We start from the raw sequence: 21,238 nt of genomic DNA, 5'->3' as shown, positions 1-21,238 counted from the left end.
ATGAGCATCGAAATTAAGGTTCCCGTACTCCCTGAGTCCGTCGCCGATGCCACCATTGCCACCTGGCACGTCCAGCCCGGTGAAGCGGTCAGCCGTGATCAAAACCTGGTCGATATTGAGACCGACAAAGTGGTACTGGAAGTGGTTGCGCCGGAAGATGGCCAGCTGGCGGAAATTCTGCACGGTGAAGGCGATACCGTTCTGGCCGAGCAGGTGATTGCCCGCTTCGTAGCCGGTGCCAAGGCCGGCCAGGAAGTGTCCAAGGCCGAAGCCGAAGCTGCCCCGGTGGCTGAAGCCGCTGAAGCGGAAGCCGGTAACGACGCCCTGAGCCCGTCCGTACGCCGCCTGGTGGCTGAGCACAACGTTGACGTGGCCAAGATCAGCGGCACCGGTGTCGGTGGTCGCATCACCAAAGAAGACGTTGAAGCCTTTATCAAAGGTCAGGGCGCTGCCCCGGCCGCTGCCGCGGAAGCCGCTCCGGCCCCGGCACTGGGCGACCGCTCCGAGAAGCGCGTTCCCATGACCCGCCTGCGTAAGCGCATCGCTGAGCGTCTGCTGGAAGCCAAGAACTCCACCGCCATGCTGACCACCTTTAATGAGGTGAACATGGGCCCGATCATGGCCCTGCGTAAGCAGTACAAGGACATCTTCGAAGAGCGCCACGGCATCCGCCTGGGCTTTATGTCCTTCTACGTGAAAGCGGTTGTGGAAGCGCTGAAGCGCTACCCGGAAGTGAACGCCTCCATCGACGGTGACGACATCGTTTACCACAACTACTTCGATGTCAGCATCGCCGTCTCCACCCCGCGTGGCCTGGTGACCCCGGTTCTGCGTGACGCGGACAAGCTGTCCGTGGCCGAGATCGAGAAGGGCATCAAAGAGCTGGCAGTGAAAGGCCAGCAGGGCAAGCTGACCGTGGATGAGCTGACCGGCGGTAACTTCACCATCACCAACGGTGGTGTGTTCGGTTCCCTGATGTCCACCCCGATCATCAACCCGCCGCAGAGCGCCATCCTGGGCATGCACGCCATTAAAGACCGTCCGATGGCGGTGAATGGCGAAGTGGTTATCCAGCCGATGATGTACCTGGCCCTGTCCTACGACCACCGCATTGTGGACGGTCGTGAGTCCGTGGGCTTCCTGGTGACCATCAAGGAGCTGCTGGAAGATCCGACTCGTCTGCTGCTGGACATCTAAAGGTTTTTACCGGGGAGGCGGAGCCTCCCCGTTATCAAGTCCCCAGCCTAACGGCTATGGAAGTCATAAGAAGTAATACGGATAAAAGAGTATGAATCTGCACGAATATCAGGCTAAGCAGATCTTCGCCGAGTACGGCCTGCCCGTCTCCGAAGGTTACGCTTGCGACACCCCCCAGGAAGCGGCTGAAGCCGCAGGCAAAATCGGCGGTGACAAGTGGGTGGTGAAATGCCAGGTCCACGCCGGTGGCCGTGGTAAAGCCGGTGGCGTAAAGCTGGCTTCCAGCAAAGAAGAGATCCGTGAATTCGCTCAGCACTGGCTGGGCAAGAACCTGGTGACCTACCAGACTGACGCCAACGGTCAGCCGGTAACCAAAATCCTGGTGGAATCCTGCACCGACATCGCCAAAGAGCTGTACCTGGGCGCCGTGGTAGACCGTGGCAGCCAGCGCGTGGTGTTCATGGCCTCCACCGAAGGTGGCGTGGAAATTGAGAAAGTGGCCGAGGAAACTCCGGAGCTGATCCACAAAGCCGCCATCGATCCGCTGGTGGGCCCGCAGGCTTACCAGGGCCGTGAACTGGCCTTCAAACTGGGCCTGCAAGGCGACCAGATCAAGCAGTTCACCAAGATCTTTATGGGTCTGGGCCAGATGTTCCTGGACCTGGATTTCGCACTGCTGGAGATCAACCCGCTGGTGATCACCGAGCAGGGCAACCTGCACTGCCTCGACGGCAAGATCAACATCGACTCCAACGCCCTGTACCGTCAGCCCAAGGTTCGTGAAATGCACGATCCGTCCCAGGAAGACGAGCGCGAAGCGCACGCCGCCCAGTGGGAACTGAACTACGTGGCATTGGATGGCAACATCGGCTGCATGGTGAACGGCGCCGGTCTGGCGATGGGCACCATGGACATCGTGAACCTGCACGGTGGCAGCCCGGCCAACTTCCTGGATGTGGGTGGCGGCGCCACCAAAGAGCGCGTGACCGAAGCGTTCAAGATCATCCTGTCCGACAGCAACGTGAAAGCGGTGCTGGTGAACATCTTCGGCGGCATCGTCCGCTGTGACCTCATCGCTGACGGCATCATCGGTGCTGTGGAAGAGGTGGGTGTGAAAGTCCCCGTGGTGGTGCGTCTGGAAGGCAACAACGCCGAACTGGGTGCCCAGAAGCTGGCCGAGTCCGGCCTGAACATCATTGCAGCGAACAGCCTGACCGACGCTGCCCAGCAAGTAGTAAAAGCCGCGGAGGCCCAGTAATGAGCGTTCTGATTAACAAAGACACCAAGGTGATCTGCCAGGGTTTCACTGGCGGCCAGGGCACCTTCCACTCCGAACAGGCGATTGCCTACGGTACCCAGATGGTGGGCGGCGTTTCCCCGGGTAAAGGCGGTTCTACCCACCTGGGCCTGCCGGTGTTCAACACCGTCCGTGAAGCGGTTGAAGCCACTGGCGCCACCGCCTCTGTTATCTACGTTCCGGCCCCGTTCTGTAAGGACGCCATCCTGGAAGCGATCGACGCCGGCATCGAGCTGATCGTCACCATCACCGAAGGGATCCCGACCCTGGATATGCTCGACGTTAAGGTCAAGCTGGACCAGGCCGGTGTGCGCATGATCGGCCCGAACTGCCCCGGTGTGATCACCCCGGGCGAGTGCAAAATCGGCATCATGCCGGGTCACATCCACCAGCCGGGCAAAGTGGGCATCGTATCCCGCTCCGGCACCCTGACCTACGAAGCGGTTAAGCAGACCACTGACGAAGGTTTTGGTCAGTCCACCTGTGTGGGCATCGGTGGCGACCCGATCCCGGGTTCCAACTTCATCGACATCCTGGAGATGTTCGAGAAAGACCCACAGACCGAAGCCATCGTAATGATCGGTGAAATCGGTGGTACCGCCGAAGAGGAAGCGGCCGCTTACATCAAGCAGCACGTGACCAAGCCGGTGGTTTCCTACATCGCCGGTGTGACCGCGCCTCCGGGCAAGCGTATGGGCCACGCTGGCGCCATCATCGCCGGTGGTAAAGGCACCGCTGCCGACAAGTTTGCTGCCCTGGAAGATGCCGGTGTGAAAACCGTGCGTTCCCTGGCCGACATCGGCAAGGCACTGCGGGAAGTGACAGGCTGGTAACAAACTGGTTAAAATATGGCCCACCCACCGGTGGGCCTTTTTATGACATGGAGCAAGTCATGCAACGACGCGATTACTTGATGGTAGTGGGCATTGTGCTGTTCGGCATGGTGACCCTGACCACCTCCTGAGCTTCACCGCGCCGACGGCGGCGAGCCTCAGGCTTTCCATAAAAACAGAAAAACGTCGCCGGCGCGCCGTTTCAAAGGGCTTTCTCGCCCCTCTGTCCAGAGAATCCATCCAATGACTCTAACCGCCGTGGATTACCGCGCGCCTGATGCGCCGGCTCAATTCGTCGAATCCCTGCGCCAAACCGGCTTTGGCGTCCTCAAAAATCACCCCATCCCTGAGCAGCTGGTTGAGCGGATCTACCGCGACTGGCAAGGCTTCTTTGATGGCGAAAATAAAACCCGCTACCACTTTAACCGCGACACTCAGGACGGTTTCTTTCCGGCGTCTGTCTCGGAAGTGGCCAAAGGCCACAGCGTAAAAGACCTGAAAGAGTATTTTCACTACTACCCCTGGGGCCAGTGCCCGGCCGAGCACAAAGCCGACCTGGCGGACTACTACGGTCAGGCCACCACCTTGGCCGCAGAGCTGCTGGGCTGGGTTCAGCAGCTGGGGCCGGATAACGTGGCCTCCGGCTACGCGGAGCCGTTGCCCAACATGATTGAGGGCAGCGAAAAGTCGCTGTTGCGGGTGCTGCACTATCCGCCACTGAACGGCGATGAAGCCGCAGGCGCCATCCGTGCTGCCGCCCATGAAGACATCAACCTGCTGACCATCCTGCCCGCTGCCAATGCCCGGGGTTTGCAGGTCAAGGGCCGGGACGGCCAATGGCTGGACGTGCCGTGCGATTTTGGCACCCTGATTGTCAATATCGGTGACATGCTGCAGGAAGCCTCCGGGGGGTATTTTCCCTCCACCACCCATCGCGTGGTGAACCCGGAGGGAGAGGCAGCCAACCAGTCGCGCATCTCGTTGCCGCTGTTTTTGCATCCCCGTCCTGAGGTGGTGTTGTCTGAGCGCCATACCGCGCACAGCTATCTGATGGAACGGCTCAGAGAACTGGGCGTTATCTGAGTAAAAAGGGGCCGTAAAGGCCCTTTTTTGTTACTTCGTTGTGAGTCAGTTGGTGAAATGTGTGAAAAATGATCTGGTATCCGCTAACGCATTGGCTATGATTGGGAAAGCACGACGAAAAAGGCAAACCAGGTGAAAGCCTGGGACGCAAAGCCTCCGGTCTAAGGTGAACGCTATCGATAGCGGGGCTGCCGAGTGTAATGATCCCTCCTGTGATCGCACCTCCTTTTTCCGTGCAGGGCGTGGTCTTCCCAGACCTCTCATTCGGACAATCAGGGAAGGAATCGATCATGATCATCCTTGTTGGTGGAGAAAAAGGCGGCAGCGGCAAAAGCTGTCTGGCGCAAAATATTGCGGTTTATCTGAGAACCGAAGAGGAAGGCAATGTGCTGATGGTGGATTGTGATCCCCAGCGCACCACCTCGGATTGGGTTCAGGAACGAAACAGCAATCCTCAACTGCCTCATATCAACTGCATCCAACTCTACGGAAAAATCCGCAACGAGTTACTGAGCCTGCGGGAACGCTATGACTACCTGGTGATTGATTGCGGTGGTCAGGACAACCTGGCGCTGCGCTCCTCCATGGCCGTCGCCGACCATGTACTGGTGCCGCTGCGACCCAAGCGGCGTGACCTGAAAACCGTCGAGCACATGGAAGACATTGTCTCCACCTGCAAGATGGTCAATCCCCGCATGAACATGGCGTTTGTGATTACCCAGTGTCCATCGCTGCCGTCGCTGGCTCCGCGCATTCTTGAGGCGAAAGAGGTGTGCCGCTCCTACGACATGACGGTACTGGATGCGGTCACCTACAGCCGCAACATGTACGACGACAGCGAAGAGTCCGGCATGTCCGTGATGGAGTCTGAGCCGGACGGTAAATGCGCCGCCGAAATTCGCACCATCATTCACGAGCTGCTGTGCCGCGGCCAGGGGGCAGACCATGAGTCTACTCAACTTGAAACGCACGTCGCCGTCGGCCAGTAAAGCCAGTTCGCCACCGGGCGACGAACTTGAGGCGCAGGTCGAAGCCTTCATCAATGGGGCAGTGGCCTACGGTGCCGGGCAGGAGAAGGTGGTGTCGTTGGCCATGGTCCGGCCCGAGCAGGGCGCGCGCTGTAAAAAGGCCAACTTCAGCCTGACGGAACAGTCCATCACCCGGCTGAACCTGTTGTCGCAACACACCGGCATTCCCAAGTCGCGCCTGATCCGCATCTGGCTGGAGCAGATCGACTGGAATCGCGATTTGGATGGTTTTCTCCGCAGTAACACTCCCTGAAGTTCCCCAACCATCGGGGGCCAAATGGCCCCCCTTTTTTTTGATCCACAATCTTTCGACAAAAAGCCGATATAATCGCTGCACTGCATTGTCCCTGAGTGTGCTTTTTTGCATGAGTATTGATTTTCGAACGTTTTTGAAAGGGGTGGCCATGGGGGCCGCCGACGTGGTACCGGGCGTGTCCGGTGGCACCATCGCGTTTATCAGCGGCATCTATGACCGCCTGCTGGAGAGCATCCGCCGCATCAACCCGAGTCTGATCGGGGTATGGCGTCGTCAGGGCTTCGCCGCGGCCTGGGAATACATCAGCGGCACCTTCCTGGTTACCCTGCTGACCGGTATCCTCACCAGCATCCTGACCCTGGCCCGTGTCATCACCTACCTGCTGGAGCACCACCCGGTGCCGCTGTGGAGCTTCTTCTTCGGCCTGATCCTGATCTCGCTGGTGCACATCGGGCGGTCGATTAAGGGCCACGGCATCGGCACCCTGCTGTCCGCGGCCGCTGGCTTCGCCTTCGCCTACGTGATTACCGTATCCAATCCGCTGGCGCTGGAAGCCACCTACCTGAATTTCCTGCTGGGGGGCATGGTGGCGATCTGCGCCATGATCCTGCCGGGGATCTCCGGTTCCTTTATCCTGCTGCTGTTGGGTCTCTACGGCCCGGTACTGAGTGCGGTAAAAGGACTGGACCTGACCGTAATTGCCATCTTTGCCACTGGCTGTGCCCTGGGCTTGCTGAGCTTCTCTCACCTGCTCAGCTTCCTGTTGCGTCGCTTCCACGGGCTGACTCTGGCCTTCCTCTGTGGCCTGATGCTGGGCACTCTGGAGAAGATCTGGCCCTGGAAAGAGGTGTTGACCTGGCGCACCAACTCCGGCGGTGAACAGGTGCCGCTGCTGGAGCAGGCGATCAGCCCGTGGCAATACGAAGCCCTGACTGGGGCTTCGGCTCAGGTACCGATGGCCATCGCCTGCGCCCTGTTGGGCATCGGCCTGGTATGGGGCCTGGAGCGCTTTGCTGCCCGCACTGAATAAGCGTGGGTAAGAACGAAAAGCCGGTCATTGACCGGCTTTTTTTGTGGCTACAGGATAGGGGGGCCGGTCTAGGCTTGCTGGCTGAGATACGCCTTGGGGGTGGTGCCAAAACAGCGCTGGAAGCGGGCATAAAACTGACTCAGGTTACGGTAACCCAGGTCATAACTGGCGGCCTTAATGGAGCGGCTTTTTATCAGCTGAAGCATCACGGCTTCGCGCCAGGCCAAATCACGCAGCTGACCATACTGCGTCTGTTGCTGAGCCAGGTAACGCTGCAGAGTACGCGGCGTCACGTTCAGTGCCCTGGCCATATCACTGAGGCTGGGTTGCGCATTCAGCGGCGCATTGGCCAGCAGGGTCCGGATCAGATCACAGAGATCAATGGCCTGATCCTGCTCCAGCGCGGACAGGGCGGGCAGGGTAATCAGGCTGTCAGTGCCGACCCGGAACTTGAGGTAGGCGCTGGAACAATGACTGATAAAGCGGATGTTGTGGCCCGTAAAGAAGTCACATTTTTCGCGTTCCGTTTTACTGCCTGCCTCAAACACATCGCTGATCTTCAGCCCAATTTGCTCAATCAGTGCGAGGACAAAGCAGAAAAAACCCTGTTCGGACTGCCACTCGCCCCGGTCAAAGATAAAGGGACTGCGGCTGCCGATCTTCACCACACCATCGTCACGAATATCGAGAAACCAGCGGGCGTTGGTCAAACGGGTGTTGACGTTTTGCACCGCCTGGGACAGCGCCCAGTGCAGATTGGGGGAGGGGCTGGCGGTGCCCCTGAGCAGGGTCTGGTCGATCCTGGCCTGGAACGCGTCCCGGTGGTTAAGCAGGAAATCCGGGTCTTCCAGGCAGAGGGCGATATGGTCAATCAGGTACCAGATCTTGCGGGCGGGCACGAAGGGCTGGCCTCGCTCAATCTCAAACTGGGCCAACAGGGCATCCGCGTCGAGCCCCAATTGCGGCAGCAACTGGAAAAACGGTTCGGCGACAGACGCCCGCATGATCAGCGGCGGTTCCATGATGTATCAGACCATTCGACTTGGGTGGGGGAGTTGGGCTGGAGTGTTACGGCCTTCGCAGTGAAGGTCAACCGGTCCCGGCGACAGCGTGACCAAGTCCGACTTCAGCCCCTTCAGTGTGAGCCTGTTGGCGTGAATGTCGATCGAATCGGTAATCGATTTCGAGGCTGGCGCGTTTGATGAATTCGGCCTGATATCACCCACGATGCCACCTAAGTAACCTTCATCGTCACCACCACTCCTGGCGATGACTGATGACTCGAATTCCTACTTTATTGCTGCTGTTGCTCTGTGCGACACCGTCGCTGGCCAGTGACGACGTTCAGGCCCAGCTTATCGACAAGTTCCAGCAGGGACAGTACTCCGGCAAAGGCACCGACGGTTGCCTGATGTGCCACGGCCGCGACGAGCAGGTCACCGCTCTGTTTGCCTCCCCCCACGGCAGTCTCGACACCAGCGCCAGCCCGATGGCCAAGCTGCAGTGTGAAACCTGCCACGGCCCCCAGGGTAAACACCGCGGCAAGAATGAGCCGATGATCAACTTCGGTGACGAGGCCAACGTCAGTGCCGAGCTGCAAAACTCCGTGTGTCTGAGCTGCCACGAAGACACCGGGCGCCGCGACTGGCACGGCAGCCGCCACGACTTCTCTGAAGTGGCCTGCACCGATTGTCACCAGATCCACACCGCCGACGACCCGGTGCTCTCCCCCGCGGGCGAAATCGCCACCTGCACCAGCTGCCACAGCAGCGAAGCGGCGGACATGATGAAGCGCTCCGCCCACCCGATGGCCGGCCAACACAGCGGCAGCGACATGAGCTGCACCAGCTGTCACAGCGCCCACGGCAGCCTGACCGAATCCGCCCTCAAGGAGGTCAGCCTCAATGACACCTGCTACAGCTGCCACGCCGAGAAGCGCGGCCCGGTGGTGTGGGAACACGCGCCGGTGACCGACAACTGCGCCAGCTGCCACAGCGTACACGGCAGCGTCAACGACGCCATGCTGACCCGCCGCGCTCCGCAGCTGTGTCAGAGCTGTCACGCCAGCGACGGTCACGCCAGCCGCGTCTACGACGGTCAGAGCAACGCCTTTGTCTCCGGCCAGAGCTGTCTCAACTGCCACAGCCAGGTGCACGGTTCCAACCACCCGCTGGCAGCCTGCTTGAGAAATAAGGACGTCCGTGATGAAAGCGCAACTCTCCATGACTGCCCTGGCCATCCTCTCCGTGATGGCCCCGGCCCAGGGCGCCAGCTTCGCCCTGTCGCAAGCCAACACCCAGAGCCTGGACACCAGCAGCTGGGCCTGCAAACGCTGTGACGCGCCGCAGGCCAGCGGCACCATCGGCCTCAGCGCCGGTGCGGTGCAGAGCAACGACGACCACGTCGCCAACCGCTTCGGCGCCCGCGACGGTGCCGTGGCCGGGGTCAACGCCAACGCCACCCTCAACGGTGACGAAGAGGGCCGCCTCGACCTCAACGCCGACCAGCTCGGTATGAGCAGCGGCTACGGCCAGGCCCGCTACCGCGACAACCACCTCGACGCCCAGTTTGACTACGCCAAGCTGCGCACCGTCGACGCCACCGCGCAAACCCAGTACGGCTTTGACGGCCGCAACCTGGTGGCACTGGACCAGCCCATCGACGTGGACCTGGAACAGCGCCGTGAGCGCACCGGCCTGGGTCTGGCCTATCAGGACGTGATGGCGGGCCTGAACTGGCGCACCTACGCCCGTTACGACCACGAGTCCAAAACCGGCTTCAAATCCAGCAGCACCAGCTTCATCAAGAGCCCGGTCAACATCGCTGCGCCGGTGGACACCACCACCCAGACCTTCAACGCCGGCGCTGAGCTGGGCGGTGAGCAGTGGCACACCGCAGTCAGCTACCAGGGCTCGCTGTTCGAGAACAGCTACGACGGCCTCTACAACGGTGAGCGCGGTGCGGTTCAGGCCCTGGCGCCGAACAACGAAGCGCACCTGGTGGCCCTGTCCGGCCAATACCGGATGGGCAAAACCCGCCTGACCGGTCGCCTGACTCAGGGCTGGCTGTACCAGAACGACACCGACTTCGTTGACCCGCTGGGCGCACCCAACGGCATCACCAACGCCAACGGCGAAGTGCGTACCCAGGGCGCCAACCTGCGCCTGACCAGCGCCCTCTCCGGAGTGCGTCTGGCCGCCAAGTACGACTACTCCGACCGCGACAACCGCACCCCGGTATTCGCCTACGACCAGAGCCTGTCCATCGACAGCCTCAGCGGCACCGCGCGGATGAACACCCCGCTGGACATCACCCGTCACCGTTACGGGCTGGACGCCAGCACCCGCCTGTCCCAGCGCGTGGCACTGGAAGCGGGCTACCAGGGTGAGCGCACCGAGCGCAGCCACAGCGTGCGGGAAACCACCGAGGACAACACCGTCTGGGCCCGCACCCGGGTCAGCGCCATGGACAACCTCGAGCTGGGCCTGAAAGCCAGCTACGGCCAGCGTGACGGCTCCCGTTACCAGGCCAGCGAAGCCACCTCCAGCGAAGACAACACCCTGCTGCGCAAGTACTACCTGGCCGACCGTGACCGCACCGAACTGAGCTTCGACGCCAGCTACAGCCCGTTCGCGGCGCTGAGCCTGGACGCCACCGTGCGCTACGCCAAGGACGACTACAGCGAGTCCGAGATTGGCCTGCTGGACGCCGACGACCTGAGCTACGACCTGTCCGCCAACTACCGCGTGACCGAGGCCCTGAACCTGCATGCGTTTGCCGGTCAGCAGTGGATTGAGTCCAACCAGGCGGGCAGCCAGAGCTTCGCCAGCGCCGACTGGACCTACCGCATCGAAGACCAGTTCGACTACGCCGGTGTGGGCGCCAGCTACGGCGGCCTGATGGACGACCGCCTGACCGTGGGCGCGGACTACCAGTACACCGAGTCCAGCTCCGACACCCAGGTGTCCGAGGGCCAGCCCTACGGTGACTACTTCCAGTGGGCCCATAGCGTGCGCGCCTACGCCGATTACGCGGTATCCACCCGCACCAGCGTGCGCCTGGATTACCGCTACGAACGCTACTACGACACCGATTATGCCGATGTCGCCAGTGACAGCATCCCCGGGCTTATCACCCTGGGCGACCTGGGCCACAACTACAACGCCCACCTGCTGATGCTGACCCTGACCTATTCGCTTTAACCATTGAGGTGACCTATGCAACGTCGTGATTTTCTCAAGTCAGCGGCACTGGTTTCGGCCGCTGCCAGCCTGGCGGGGTGCAACGGAAAACGCACCGAAACCGTTATCCCTGAGCCGGAACTGCCGGTAACCCAGGGCTGGCAAAGCTGTTACGTTAACTGCGGTTCCAACTGCCCGATCAAGTTCACCGTCCAGGACGGCCAGATCACCCAGCTGGAAACCGATGACCACGGCGACGATCAATACGAGAGCCGCCAAATTCGTGCCTGCCCCCGGGGTCGTTCCCTGCGTCAGCGGGTTTACTCCGACGAGCGCATCCTCTACCCGATGAAACGGGTAGGGCCGCGGGGCAGCGGCGAGTTTGTCCGCATCAGCTGGGACGACGCCCTGACCGAGATCCACCAGCGCCTCGAAGCCATCTACCAGGACAGCAGCCAGGGTGGCCCGGAATCGGTATTTTTCCCGGTTTCCACCGGCACCTCTGGCATGAAAACCAGCGGCACCGGGATCTGGAAGCGCCTGTTCCATCAACTGGGCGGCTACCTCGGCACGCGGGGTTCTTACAGCACCCACCAGGTGGATACCGCTACCCAGTACACCTACGGCATCGGCAGCGTGATCCTTAATGGCCTGGGCAGCTCCACCCGGGAGATTGAGCGCTCCGATCTGGTGCTGTGCTTTGGCTACAACCCGCAGGAAACCTTTATGAGTGGCGGCGGGGTCAGCTACGAGTGGTCTGAAGCGCTGCATCACAGCAATGCCGAAGTGATCATGATTGACCCGCGCTACACCGAATCCGCCGGCGGCAAAGAGCAGCAATGGCTGCCGATTCGCCCGGGCACCGACGCGGCGCTGGTGGCGGGCATTGTCTACGCCCTGTGGGAGATTGGGGCGGTGGACGACGCCCATGTTGACCGCTATGCCGTAGGCTGGACCGAAGCCAGCCTGCCGGAATCCGCCAAGGGTAAGAACGCCAGCTACAAGGCGTACATCCTGGGCGACCGCGATGGCGTGGCCAAAACCCCGGAGTGGGCGGCGTCCATCACCGGCGTTCCGGCTGCCACCATTCGGGAGTTGGCCACCAAACTGCACCGCAGCAAAGCCCCCTTTATCCAGATGGGCTGGGGCCTTCAGCGCCAGGCCAATGGTGAAAACTCCGCCCGGGCCATCTACACCCTAGTGGCCATAGTCGGAAAGTTTGGTTTGCCGGGAACCTCCAACGCAGTGGGTGCTCACAATGGGACCCACGCCTACATCACCCCGGGGATCCCGGCGGGCGCCAACCCGGTGACCAAGTCGATCCCCTGTTTCCTGTGGACCGATGCCATCGAGCGTGATCTGCAACAGGAGCCGATGACCGCGCTGACCCACGACGTGCTGGACAGCCAGCGCCCGGGCGACCCGACCGTGCAGCTGGAGCGCAACATCCGCGCCATCATCGTGGCGGGCAGCAACATGCTGGGTAACCAGCACTCCAACATCAACCGGACTCACCGTTTGCTGGCTGCCGAAGACAGTAAGGTCGATTTCGTTCTGGTGTCTGAGATCTACATGACGCCCACCGCCCGCTTCGCCGACATCCTGCTGCCGGAGATCACCCAGTTCGAAACCGAAGACCTGGTGTGCGACGGCTGGCACTCCGGAGATATGGCCAACCTGCTGGCCACCACCGCCGCGATTGCGCCCCGTGGTGAGTCCCGCTCCGCTTATGACATCTGTGCCGACATCGCCGAGCGTTTTGGTATCCGCCAGACCTTTACCGAAGGACGCACCAAAGCAGAGTGGGTACGCCACCTGTGGCAAACCCCACAGGCCAGCAGCTCTCTGTCCCTGCCGGACTTTGACGAGGCCAAGGCGCACGGCGTTTACCGCGAGTACCTGCCGGCCAGTAAACCGGGCTTTGCCGATTTCCGGGCTGACCCTCAGGCCAACCCGCTGAAAACGCCGTCCGGTAAGATCGAGATCTACTCCGAAGCGATCGCCAACCTCACCAGAGACTGGGACCTGCCGGAAGGGGACGAAGTCACTGCATTGCCGGAGTTTCGCGCCCCGTGGGAAGGCGGTGTCACTGACGACCCGGACTATCCGTTCCAGGTGGCGGTGTACCACACCAAGGGCCGGGCCCATTCCAGCTTCCACAGCCACAAGGTGCTGCGTGAGGCGATCCAGGATGCCCTGTGGATCAACCCGGGAGATGCTGCGGCATTGGGAATTCAAAACAACGATACCGTTCGGGTGACCAGCCGCCGCGGTGTCATCGTGGTCCCTGCACGTGTGACACCTCGGGTGATGCCCGGAGTGGCCGGATTGGGGCAGGGCGCCTGGCGTAACGCCCGCGATGCGGGCCAGGAGGATATGGGCGGCTGCATCAATACCCTGACCGATCACCGTCCGAGTCCGTTGGCCAAGGGCTGCACCGGCGGCACCCTGCGGGTCAAGATTGAGCGAGCGTGAGAACAGAGATGATGGAAAAGACCACCCAACAATACGGTTTCTACTTCGACGCCAGCCGCTGCAGCGGCTGTAAAGCCTGCCATGTGGCCTGCAAAGATCGGATGAACGCCCCGGAAGGGGTGATCCCGCGTCGGGTTTATGAATACAGCGGCGGCGGCTTCATTCGGGATGAGCAGGGCGCGATGACCGCCTCAGTGTTCTCCTACTATACCTCCGTGGGCTGCAACCACTGCTCTCACCCGGTGTGCGTAAAAGCCTGCCCTACCGGCGCTTGTCATAAGAGTCGCAGCACCGGGTTGGTAAGCATCGACCGAGGCGTGTGCATCGGCTGTGCCAGCTGCGCCCGCGCTTGTCCCTATGATGCGCCACAACTGAATCAGGCCACCGGCACCATGATGAAGTGCGATGGCTGTGCTGACCGCCTGGCCGAGGGAAAAGCGCCAATCTGTGTGGCAGCGTGTCCGATGCGAGCGCTGGATTTTGGCCCGATGGATGAGCTGAAACAGCGCTACCCACACGCCAGCATTGCGGCGGTTGCACCGCTGCCGGACCCGGGCATCACCTCACCCAACTTGCTGATTGGCGCCAATGCCAATGCGCAGCCCAGTGGCTCCACCCTGGGCCGGGTCACCAACGAGCGGGAGGTGTAAGGTGGGTGCTGAGGTGCCTGTTGGTGTCAGCCTGGCCGAGCGCGCAGCCCAGCTGCGGGTATTGGCGGGGCTGATCTACCGTGCGCCGGGACAGGACGCACTGGCTGCACTGGCTGAGTGTGTCGAGAGTTGGCCTGACCCACTGACGCCTGCTCAGCGTCAGGCCTGGCAGGAGGGACTGGCGCAGCCGGAAGCTCTGCTGCTGGCCAATGAGCAGCTTTTTTGGGTGCCCGGGTCTCAGCGCCTGTCGCCGTTTGGTTCGGTGTATACCGATAAGGACAACCTGACCTGGGGCGATACCGCGCGGGCGTGGCAACGCTTTGCTTCCGCGCAGCAATGGCAGCCGGTGCTGGAGTGTGCCGCTCCGGACCATCTGTCGGAGCAACTGTTGTTGCTGGCCCTGCTGTTGGAGCAAGACAATGTCGAGGTCAGCAGAGAGTTGCTGTGCGACCACCTGATGCCTTGGGTGCCGCGCTTTATCGCTGGCCTCGAAGCGCAATCCGTCAGCCGCTTTTACCAAGCGGTAGGACAGATGCTGGAAGGGACCCTGCAGGCACTGATGGCTCAGTGGTCACTCAGCGTCACGGCGATGCCCCTCTATCGCTAAGGCACAGAGGCGCATCGAAGAGAAAAGCCGGTCATTGACCGGCTTTTTTTGTGCCAAGAGATTAACCAAAGTGGATCTGATGGGCTTCACGCTTTCACCAAGTTGTTACCCTAAGCGCTTGTTGCTCAGGGGCAAAAGATGGCATTTTGCCTGCCTTGGCTTTTGGTCTTACCAATTGCTGTGAGTTGTCGCGAAAAATCGTCAGCGAGGAAAAGTGGGCTAAGGAAGGGTCTGTGACGCGTTTTTGACGAAATCCGAAAAAAGCGCTTGTTGATGCGCACATTCACTGTCCAAATTGATGTGCGTCAAGGAAGCTAGATCACAATCATGCTGCCGCTGGGCAAAAAGAGCGCAGAAGCGAAAAAGCCATTGGTAAATTGGTAAGACTTCGGAGGTGGATCACGGTATCTGGCTCAAATGCGTTCAGAATATCGCGCAACGCTATACTGTGATGGGTTTTGGTTATCAGCTAATGAGCCGAAGCCCATCTGTTGTCATTGATACCCCTTGTGTTGAGGAGTGGTTGTTGCCATGCAAGAGCAGACAACAAAACCCGAAGAGAAGTCCTACCGGGAAGCACACCGCCCGGCCAGCGAGTTCAACTCCCGGTCTGAGTACCTGGAGCACGAACTGCAAATCATGAAGCCGCGCCGCTGGCGTCTGAACCTGCCCGGTCGCGATTATCGCTTCGAGTGGGAAGACCTGGTACCGGCTCTGGCAGGCACCATCGGCATTATTGCCATGTACTCCGCCGTGGCCATGTCCTGGGCCGACGGTCTGTCTCAGGCCTGGGACCACATCGAACTGGGCCGCGACTTCGCCATCGAAGTGGCGCGCGTAGAGATGCTGATCCCGGCGCTGCTGTTCTGCATCATTGCCCCTGGCTTCCTCAACCCGCGCTCCAACCTGGCGGGTAACCACGGTCCGATGATCCCCCTGATCGGTGCCATCGCGCTGGCTGGTGCTCACCCGCTGGCTCTGGCGCTGCTGCTGGGTGTGTTCGGTCTGCTGCTGAGTGCCTTTAAAGGTGGCTCTCGTCTGGTGAACCTTACCGGTGAAGGCGTGGCGGGCGGTTTGCTTGTGTTCCTTGGCTTTACCGGTGCGATGAGCCAGATCAGCGACATTCAGTCCTGGTCTACCGGCATCGGCATGGGTCACGTTGGCCTTGTTGTGCTGGCGGTGACCATCGTGCTGTACGCCTTCCTGGCCAAAGTCGGCAAACGTTGGCTGGCGATCCCGGCTTGTGCCTTCACCGGCCTGATCACCGCGCTGTTGCTGGGTGCCGGTTTTGACCTGACCTTCACCACTGAAACCGGTCTGCCAAACCTGAACCCGGTGTACTGGTGGGGTTCCACCGAGCAGGGCTGGATGCTGGGTCTGCCGAACCTGCAGCACTTTATTGCTTCTCTGCCGTTCGCCATCCTGGCGGTTGCCATGTGGTCTCCGGACTTCCTGGGCCACCGTATCTTCCAGGAGCTGAACTACCCGAAAGGCACCGAGAAAGTGCTGATGGACGTGGATGACACCATGACCACCTGCTCCGTTCGCCAAATGGTAGGTACCTCTCTGGGTGGCTGTAACATCACCTCCTCCTGGGGCACTTACATGATCCCGGCTGCCATCGCCAAGCGTCCTATCCCGGCCGGTGCGATTCTGCTGGGTACCCTGTGTATCATCGTGGCCTACCTGGGCTTCCCGATGGACGTAGCGGTTTGGCCGCCGGTGATGCGCATCGCGCTGCTGGTGGGTGTATTCCTGCCGCTGCTGGAAGCCGGTATGCAGATGATCAAAGACACCAAAGACTCTCAGTCTGCTGGTATCTGTGTGTTCGCTGCTGCGGTAACCAACCCGGTTCTGGCCTGGGCCCTGACCATGCTGTTGGACAACAACGGCCTGATCGGCGACAAAGAGCGTCCGAAGCGTCTGTCCAAAATGGACCGCATCGTTATCCCGGCCGCGGTACTGCTGATCTGTCTGGCTGCCATGCTGGCAGTGGGTATGCTGGAGCCGCAATACGGCATCCCGGCCCTGATGTAATCATCGGAACCCCAACAAAAAAGCGTGCCCATCGGCACGCTTTTTTTGTGCCTGCCGTCGGATGACAGGCAAAAGAAAAGCGCACCGCCGGGTACGCTTTTGGCTCACTGGTTGGGCACACAAAAACGCCCGGCGTGGGGCCGGGCGTCAATGATTACTTCTGAGTGGAGCGGTAGTGGTCGAAGTGCTCGATGTAATCGTCGAGGTTGTTCTCGAGCATCTTTTTGTACTCTTCGACGTAGTAGTCCAGCATCTCCTGCTTCTTGGACTGCATCTGCTCCTGACTCTGGAAACTGGTGGAACCGAACCACGCGTTGTAACGCGCCAGGGCGTACATAAAGGACGCGCTGACTTCGCCGGTTTTCACTTCTTTGTCCTGGTTCTGCTTGTTGGCCAGCTGGATCAGATCATTGGCACGGTTGAAAAAGGCGTTGTTGCTGTCAGACATCCTAATTTCCTGTTCAGACTTTGTGGGGGCCACCGTGACCCCGGTACCTCTTCACGCTACGTGTTTTAACTGCAGCACACCGTAAGCGTGCTCACACTCTGGTGGCCTCACAATCTGGAACTGTGAGCGGGGTAGCACTCCGCGTTCAAATTCGCTGAACAATCATCCGCTCGCCAAGCCCTTCTAACTCCATCATCACGATATCCGGGTCCAGCTCGGCGGGCATGTGCACCGCCAACTCGGCGGTAAACAGGGTGCCGCCATCGGCACTGCCGACCCGGTGGCATTCCAGTTTCTCCACGGCAATGCCGTGGCCATCCAACGCGGCGGTGATGTCATTCACCAGGCCGGGACGGTCTGCCGCATCAATCTGCAAATGGAACGGCTTGGCCGGTACCGCTTGTTCGGGATGGCATTCGTGGATCTGCACCAGCATGCGCGGCGCTTCGCACAGCGCTTCCTGCAGCTGCTGCATTTCGGATTGCGGGGCTTCCACCTTGATGATGGCGGCAAACTGCCCCTCAAGGTTGATGGTGCGGGTGTTGAGCCACTTACCCTGATGGTGGTGGGTGGTTGAGGCCAACTGGTTGAGCATTCCGGGACGGTCGGGACCGACCACGGTCATCAGAAAGTGCGCGTTCATGACTGGACTCCTTGATCCCATTGGCTTAACTCAGTGTAACGCAGTGACCCGGTCAGAGGGCGATCCAGATCAAGCCCTCTGGGCACAATGTGGGAATTGACGTAGTCTGAGAGTCCCGACGCAAAATAAGCCAATGATGAACAAACCCTTTTCTCAGGCCTGCGAGAATAATAAGGACGCCATACTGGCCATTCTCGCCAGCGAGTTCAGAACCACCCGGCGGGTGTTGGAGATTGGCAGTGGCACCGGCCAACACGGCGCCCACTTTGCCCCCAACCTGCCCCATCTGCTGTGGCAACCCAGCGACCGCGCGGAAAACCTCCCCGGCATCCGTCTATGGCGGAACAGCGCCGCCGCCCCCAATTTGGCCGCCCCCATTGAGCTGGACGTCACCCGGCAGTGGCCTGACGGCCCGTTCGATGGCCTGTTCAGCGCCAACACCGCCCACATCATGCCCTGGCCCGTGGTGGAACGGATGCTGGAAGGGGCAGGGCAACTGCTCAGCAGCGGCGGCCGCTTCTGCCTTTATGGCCCCTTCCACTACGGCGGCCAACCCACCAGCGCCAGCAACGCCCGCTTCGACGCCTTCCTCCGCGCACAGGACGACCAGATGGGGATCCGGGATTTTGAAGCGGTGTGTGAAGTGGCCGCAGAGCATGGTTTACACCTGACCGCTGATCACACCATGCCAGCGAATAATCGGCTGTTGGTGCTGGTGAGGGGGTAGGGGGGCGTCACCGAAGCAGGAGCGTTACTTAAGTATTATCTGGTTACTGGCGAGGGCTGTTGGATCTTATTCATATGAATGGTCGGGTTTACGATTACAACCTGGGCCGATTCATGAGTGTTGACCCTTATATTCAGGCTCCTACCAGCACTCAGTCGATCAACCCCTATAGCTATGTGATGAACAACCCGTTGGCTGGTACCGACCCAACTGGGTATACATCGGTTGGAATAGCAGGGGGGGCGGAGTCGAGATGCCTTGCTGAGGGAAGTTGCGAGAATGGTGGCCCTAGCACAGAGGATTCAAGTGACTCGAGCAATGAAGCGAATAACGGGCATGACTCCGGGATGCAAAGCAGTACTGGAGAAGCGGCTGATATCGGTAGCCAAAGTAGCCGTTCGCAGAATAGCGAGAGCCAGAATGGAGGACATGAGAATGAGGATCCGATAGAGAGAATCCAAGTAACTTGCGATAGACAGTGTCAAGAAGACGCTCAAAATGATCATAGCTTTGCTCAATCTGGGTTAGGAGTCGGTAGTCTAGTATTGGTGGCTTTTTCAGATGGGCCCCAACCAGGTCCAATGGATGCGGTAGCACTTTTGGTAGGTCTAGGCTTATTATCTTTGCCGGGTGATACTTCCTCACCAGGAAACGACCTTTCGAATATGAGAGGTGCATCTGAATCCTCTGGGCGAGACCCCAATGAAGAAGACCCTGAGGATGATGGTAGGCCTGAAGGTGTCCCTAAAGATTGGATTAAGAAACCTTCCAGAAACGGAAAAGACGTTAAGTGGGTTGATCCGAGAAATCCGCATAGCTATGTTCGAGTAAAGCGCAATGGTGAGGTAACACAAGTTAGAAACGGCCGGGCTCTTGATAAAGACGGAAATGAGGTGAGAATGAACTCTCCTGAGGCTCACGGAATACAGCTAAAAGACTTTAAGTTCAGGAGGTAGTATCTATGATCAAGTTAGAAGTATGGATTGATGGAATTTATAGTACCGCAGAACTTATTGCTGAAGATGGGCTTTTTGAGAAGGTTTGGTTGCAGGGGGATAAGTCAGTGACGTCCATAACAGAACCTGATGAGTTATTTGAGCAGATATTTGAAGGTCTTGATTCAGATCGTTTTGAAGAGTCAGATGGATTTAGGCTTGAATTGGATGCTTCCCAGAAAGAAAGAATATCTAAGTTTTTGGCTAAGCTCAGAGAGCTTGAAGATTTCGTTAACGACAATAGGTTAAGTGATAGACCAGATAAAATTCTATGCAGTTCTATCTGGCTTGAAGTAAAGGAAGCAGCAAAGCTACTTAGACAGCATTGATTAAATATAAAACAAGCCCGCCATAGCGGGCTTGTTTGTGCGTTGTCGAAAGATTATTCCATCCTGAAAATTGATAGTGTGAAAATAATGGCGAGTGTTGGAATGCAGTCTAGGAAGACACCCACTTTTAATCTGATTTAACTCGAAGTTACGCCATTTCAGGTTAGGGCACGGGTAGGTTGTTGGTTAGTGACCACCGCCGACCCTGGAGTGTCCCATGCCCCAACCCCGTCGAAACCAAGTCAGCTTGCAGGACACCTGCTATTACCACTGCGTCAGTCGCTGTGTGCGCCGAAGCTTTTTGTGTGGCCAGGACCCCTATACCGGCAAGAGCTATGAACACCGTCGGGGATGGGTAGAAAAGAGGTTACTCACGCTGACGGATATCTTTGCCATCAGCGTGTGCGCCTTTGCGGTGATGAGCAACCACACCCACGTGGTGTTATGCGTGGAGAGTCAGCAAGCGGATGATTGGGATACTCACACCGTATTAGAACGCTGGCACACGCTCTATAACGGTACGCTTCTCACTCAACGATATTGTCAGCCTGAAGAGTACGACCTTATGCCAAAGGCAGAGCGTCTTAGGGTTGAGTTGTTGGCAGAGACCTATCGGCAACGCCTGATGGACATCAGTTGGTTTATGCGGGCACTGAACGAACCCATTGCCCGGATGGCGAATCGAGAAGATGGTTGCACAGGCCGTTTCTGGGAGGGGCGGTTTAAATCTCAAGCCCTGTTGGATGAACAAGCCCTACTGTCCTGTATGGCCTATGTCGACCTTAACCCGATTCGGGCCAATATCGCCCGCACACCAGAAAGCTCAGACCACACCAGTATTCAGTTGCGCATCAAAGCGGCGCTTAACGGCCTGCAGCCGCAACCACTAAAGCGGTTTCGTACAGGCGAAGACGATGCCGACGAAGAAACGCTGCCCTGTCATCTGAATGACTATCTGGAGGTGGTGGAGTTTACCGGGCGTGCTCAACGGTTGGATAAACCCGGGCACATAGCCGAAATCACACCCGACTTAACCACCCGTCTGGGCATTTCTCTTAGCAACTGGCTCACCCTGACCCAGGGCTTTGAGTACCAATTCGGCTGTCGCGCCGGCACATTAACCAGTTTGCGGCGTTGCCAAAATCATCATGAGGCGGCTCGAATACGTGGTTCGGGTAACGCTAGGCGCTTGTTTGCCGCGTAGAGACATCGATTAACTCCAACCTCGACCGTAATGCACGCCAGTGTAGGGGTGGCTATGTCTATCTGGCGGAAGATGTGCGAGGTTGTGGGCCGAAAGGGGTCAATGGTCCGACTGGGTATCACTAATCGGGCGGAGATTTCGATGGCAAGGGTAAGGAAAGGTTTGTGTTCGCGATGCTGATGAAAAAGTGGGTGTCCAATTAGAAACAGGCCGAAAGG

The 21,238-nt window shown here is 59.2% G+C and carries 20 protein-coding genes, 1 pseudogene and 1 riboswitch; of the genes and pseudogenes, 18 read left to right on the top strand and 3 right to left on the bottom strand.

Annotated features, from left to right (window positions below):
- From odhB to FBAL_RS12655, 7 genes are all read left to right on the top strand, one after another.
- The gene (gene odhB, locus FBAL_RS12685; protein WP_013345994.1) at positions 1 to 1,197 is read left to right on the top strand and encodes a 2-oxoglutarate dehydrogenase complex dihydrolipoyllysine-residue succinyltransferase; all 1,197 of its coding nucleotides are present in this window, start codon (positions 1 to 3) and stop codon (positions 1,195 to 1,197) included.
- A gap of 91 nt (positions 1,198 to 1,288) precedes the next feature.
- Positions 1,289 to 2,455, top strand: a complete 1,167-nt coding sequence (sucC, locus tag FBAL_RS12680) for an ADP-forming succinate--CoA ligase subunit beta (protein WP_013345993.1) — start codon at positions 1,289 to 1,291, stop codon at positions 2,453 to 2,455.
- On the top strand, positions 2,455 to 3,327 hold the full coding sequence (sucD, locus tag FBAL_RS12675) for a succinate--CoA ligase subunit alpha (RefSeq protein WP_013345992.1): 873 nt from the start codon (positions 2,455 to 2,457) through the stop codon (positions 3,325 to 3,327). Before sucC ends, sucD begins: the two co-directional genes overlap by 1 nt.
- Positions 3,328 to 3,570: 243 nt before the next feature.
- Positions 3,571 to 4,410: a 2OG-Fe(II) oxygenase family protein gene (locus tag FBAL_RS12670; RefSeq protein WP_013345991.1), complete on the top strand. Its 840-nt coding sequence runs from the start codon at positions 3,571 to 3,573 to the stop codon at positions 4,408 to 4,410.
- A 112-nt stretch (positions 4,411 to 4,522) separates the two neighbouring features.
- Positions 4,523 to 4,606, top strand: a riboswitch (cyclic di-GMP riboswitch).
- 94 nt (positions 4,607 to 4,700) lie between these two features.
- Complete coding sequence (locus tag FBAL_RS12665; RefSeq protein ID WP_013345990.1) at positions 4,701 to 5,399, top strand: AAA family ATPase; 699 nt, start codon at positions 4,701 to 4,703, stop codon at positions 5,397 to 5,399.
- A complete protein-coding gene (locus FBAL_RS12660) occupies positions 5,356 to 5,691 on the top strand; it encodes a ribbon-helix-helix domain-containing protein (protein WP_013345989.1) in 336 nt (111 codons plus the stop codon). The genes FBAL_RS12665 and FBAL_RS12660 overlap by 44 nt, the downstream gene beginning before the upstream one ends.
- A 112-nt stretch (positions 5,692 to 5,803) precedes the next feature.
- Positions 5,804 to 6,724 carry a polyprenyl-phosphate transporter gene (locus FBAL_RS12655; RefSeq protein ID WP_013345988.1) on the top strand — a complete coding sequence of 307 codons (921 nt, stop codon included), beginning with the start codon at positions 5,804 to 5,806 and terminating at the stop codon, positions 6,722 to 6,724.
- A gap of 68 nt (positions 6,725 to 6,792) precedes the next feature.
- Here the strand turns inward: FBAL_RS12655 and FBAL_RS12650 are convergent, their stop codons facing one another.
- Complete coding sequence (locus FBAL_RS12650; RefSeq protein ID WP_013345987.1) at positions 6,793 to 7,746, bottom strand: helix-turn-helix domain-containing protein; 954 nt, start codon at positions 7,744 to 7,746, stop codon at positions 6,793 to 6,795.
- A 254-nt stretch (positions 7,747 to 8,000) separates the two neighbouring features.
- On the opposite strand from FBAL_RS12650, the gene FBAL_RS12645 reads away from it, so the two are divergent.
- From FBAL_RS12645 to FBAL_RS12620, 6 genes are all read left to right on the top strand, one after another.
- Positions 8,001 to 9,062 carry a DmsE family decaheme c-type cytochrome gene (locus tag FBAL_RS12645; protein ID WP_013345986.1) on the top strand — a complete coding sequence of 354 codons (1,062 nt, stop codon included), beginning with the start codon at positions 8,001 to 8,003 and terminating at the stop codon, positions 9,060 to 9,062.
- A complete protein-coding gene (locus FBAL_RS12640; protein WP_049779485.1) occupies positions 8,947 to 10,926 on the top strand; it encodes an MtrB/PioB family decaheme-associated outer membrane protein in 1,980 nt (659 codons plus the stop codon). The genes FBAL_RS12645 and FBAL_RS12640 overlap by 116 nt, the downstream gene beginning before the upstream one ends.
- Before the next feature lie 15 nt (positions 10,927 to 10,941).
- Positions 10,942 to 13,380 carry a DMSO/selenate family reductase complex A subunit gene (locus FBAL_RS12635; RefSeq protein ID WP_013345984.1) on the top strand — a complete coding sequence of 813 codons (2,439 nt, stop codon included), beginning with the start codon at positions 10,942 to 10,944 and terminating at the stop codon, positions 13,378 to 13,380.
- Positions 13,381 to 13,388: 8 nt separating this feature from the next.
- On the top strand, positions 13,389 to 14,030 hold the full coding sequence (locus FBAL_RS12630) for a DMSO/selenate family reductase complex B subunit (protein WP_013345983.1): 642 nt from the start codon (positions 13,389 to 13,391) through the stop codon (positions 14,028 to 14,030).
- Between the two features lies 1 nt (position 14,031).
- Positions 14,032 to 14,637, top strand: coding sequence for a TorD/DmsD family molecular chaperone (locus FBAL_RS12625; RefSeq protein WP_013345982.1), 606 nt, complete (start codon positions 14,032 to 14,034; stop codon positions 14,635 to 14,637).
- A 531-nt stretch (positions 14,638 to 15,168) separates the two neighbouring features.
- Positions 15,169 to 16,674 carry a DUF3360 family protein gene (locus FBAL_RS12620; RefSeq protein ID WP_013345981.1) on the top strand — a complete coding sequence of 502 codons (1,506 nt, stop codon included), beginning with the start codon at positions 15,169 to 15,171 and terminating at the stop codon, positions 16,672 to 16,674.
- 154 nt (positions 16,675 to 16,828) lie between these two features.
- Here FBAL_RS12620 and FBAL_RS12615 read toward each other — a convergent pair whose 3' ends face one another.
- Positions 16,829 to 17,122 carry a DUF3144 domain-containing protein gene (locus FBAL_RS12615; RefSeq protein WP_013345980.1) on the bottom strand — a complete coding sequence of 98 codons (294 nt, stop codon included), beginning with the start codon at positions 17,120 to 17,122 and terminating at the stop codon, positions 16,829 to 16,831.
- Positions 17,123 to 17,267: 145 nt separating this feature from the next.
- A complete protein-coding gene (locus FBAL_RS12610; protein ID WP_013345979.1) occupies positions 17,268 to 17,765 on the bottom strand; it encodes a glycine cleavage system transcriptional repressor in 498 nt (165 codons plus the stop codon).
- Between the two features lie 136 nt (positions 17,766 to 17,901).
- On the opposite strand from FBAL_RS12610, the gene FBAL_RS12605 reads away from it, so the two are divergent.
- From FBAL_RS12605 to FBAL_RS12590, 5 genes and pseudogenes are all read left to right on the top strand, one after another.
- Positions 17,902 to 18,492 (top strand): DUF938 domain-containing protein, encoded by a 591-nt coding sequence (locus FBAL_RS12605; protein WP_041251745.1) that lies wholly within the window; start codon positions 17,902 to 17,904, stop codon positions 18,490 to 18,492.
- Between the two features lie 59 nt (positions 18,493 to 18,551).
- Positions 18,552 to 18,695 (top strand): annotated as a pseudogene (locus tag FBAL_RS20735) (RHS repeat-associated core domain-containing protein); the annotation flags it as partial.
- A gap of 144 nt (positions 18,696 to 18,839) precedes the next feature.
- Complete coding sequence (locus tag FBAL_RS20470) at positions 18,840 to 19,448, top strand: hypothetical protein (protein WP_171814242.1); 609 nt, start codon at positions 18,840 to 18,842, stop codon at positions 19,446 to 19,448.
- Between the two features lie 5 nt (positions 19,449 to 19,453).
- Positions 19,454 to 19,816 (top strand): hypothetical protein, encoded by a 363-nt coding sequence (locus FBAL_RS12595; protein ID WP_041251295.1) that lies wholly within the window; start codon positions 19,454 to 19,456, stop codon positions 19,814 to 19,816.
- A 217-nt stretch (positions 19,817 to 20,033) separates the two neighbouring features.
- Positions 20,034 to 21,020, top strand: coding sequence for a hypothetical protein (locus FBAL_RS12590; protein WP_013345976.1), 987 nt, complete (start codon positions 20,034 to 20,036; stop codon positions 21,018 to 21,020).
- Positions 21,021 to 21,238: the final 218 nt, after the last annotated feature.

The organism is Ferrimonas balearica DSM 9799, assembly GCF_000148645.1.
In the GTDB taxonomy this organism is placed as follows: domain Bacteria; phylum Pseudomonadota; class Gammaproteobacteria; order Enterobacterales; family Shewanellaceae; genus Ferrimonas; species Ferrimonas balearica.
Note: the sequence above shows the minus strand (reverse complement) of the source record. Positions and strands in the feature narration are given on the sequence as shown.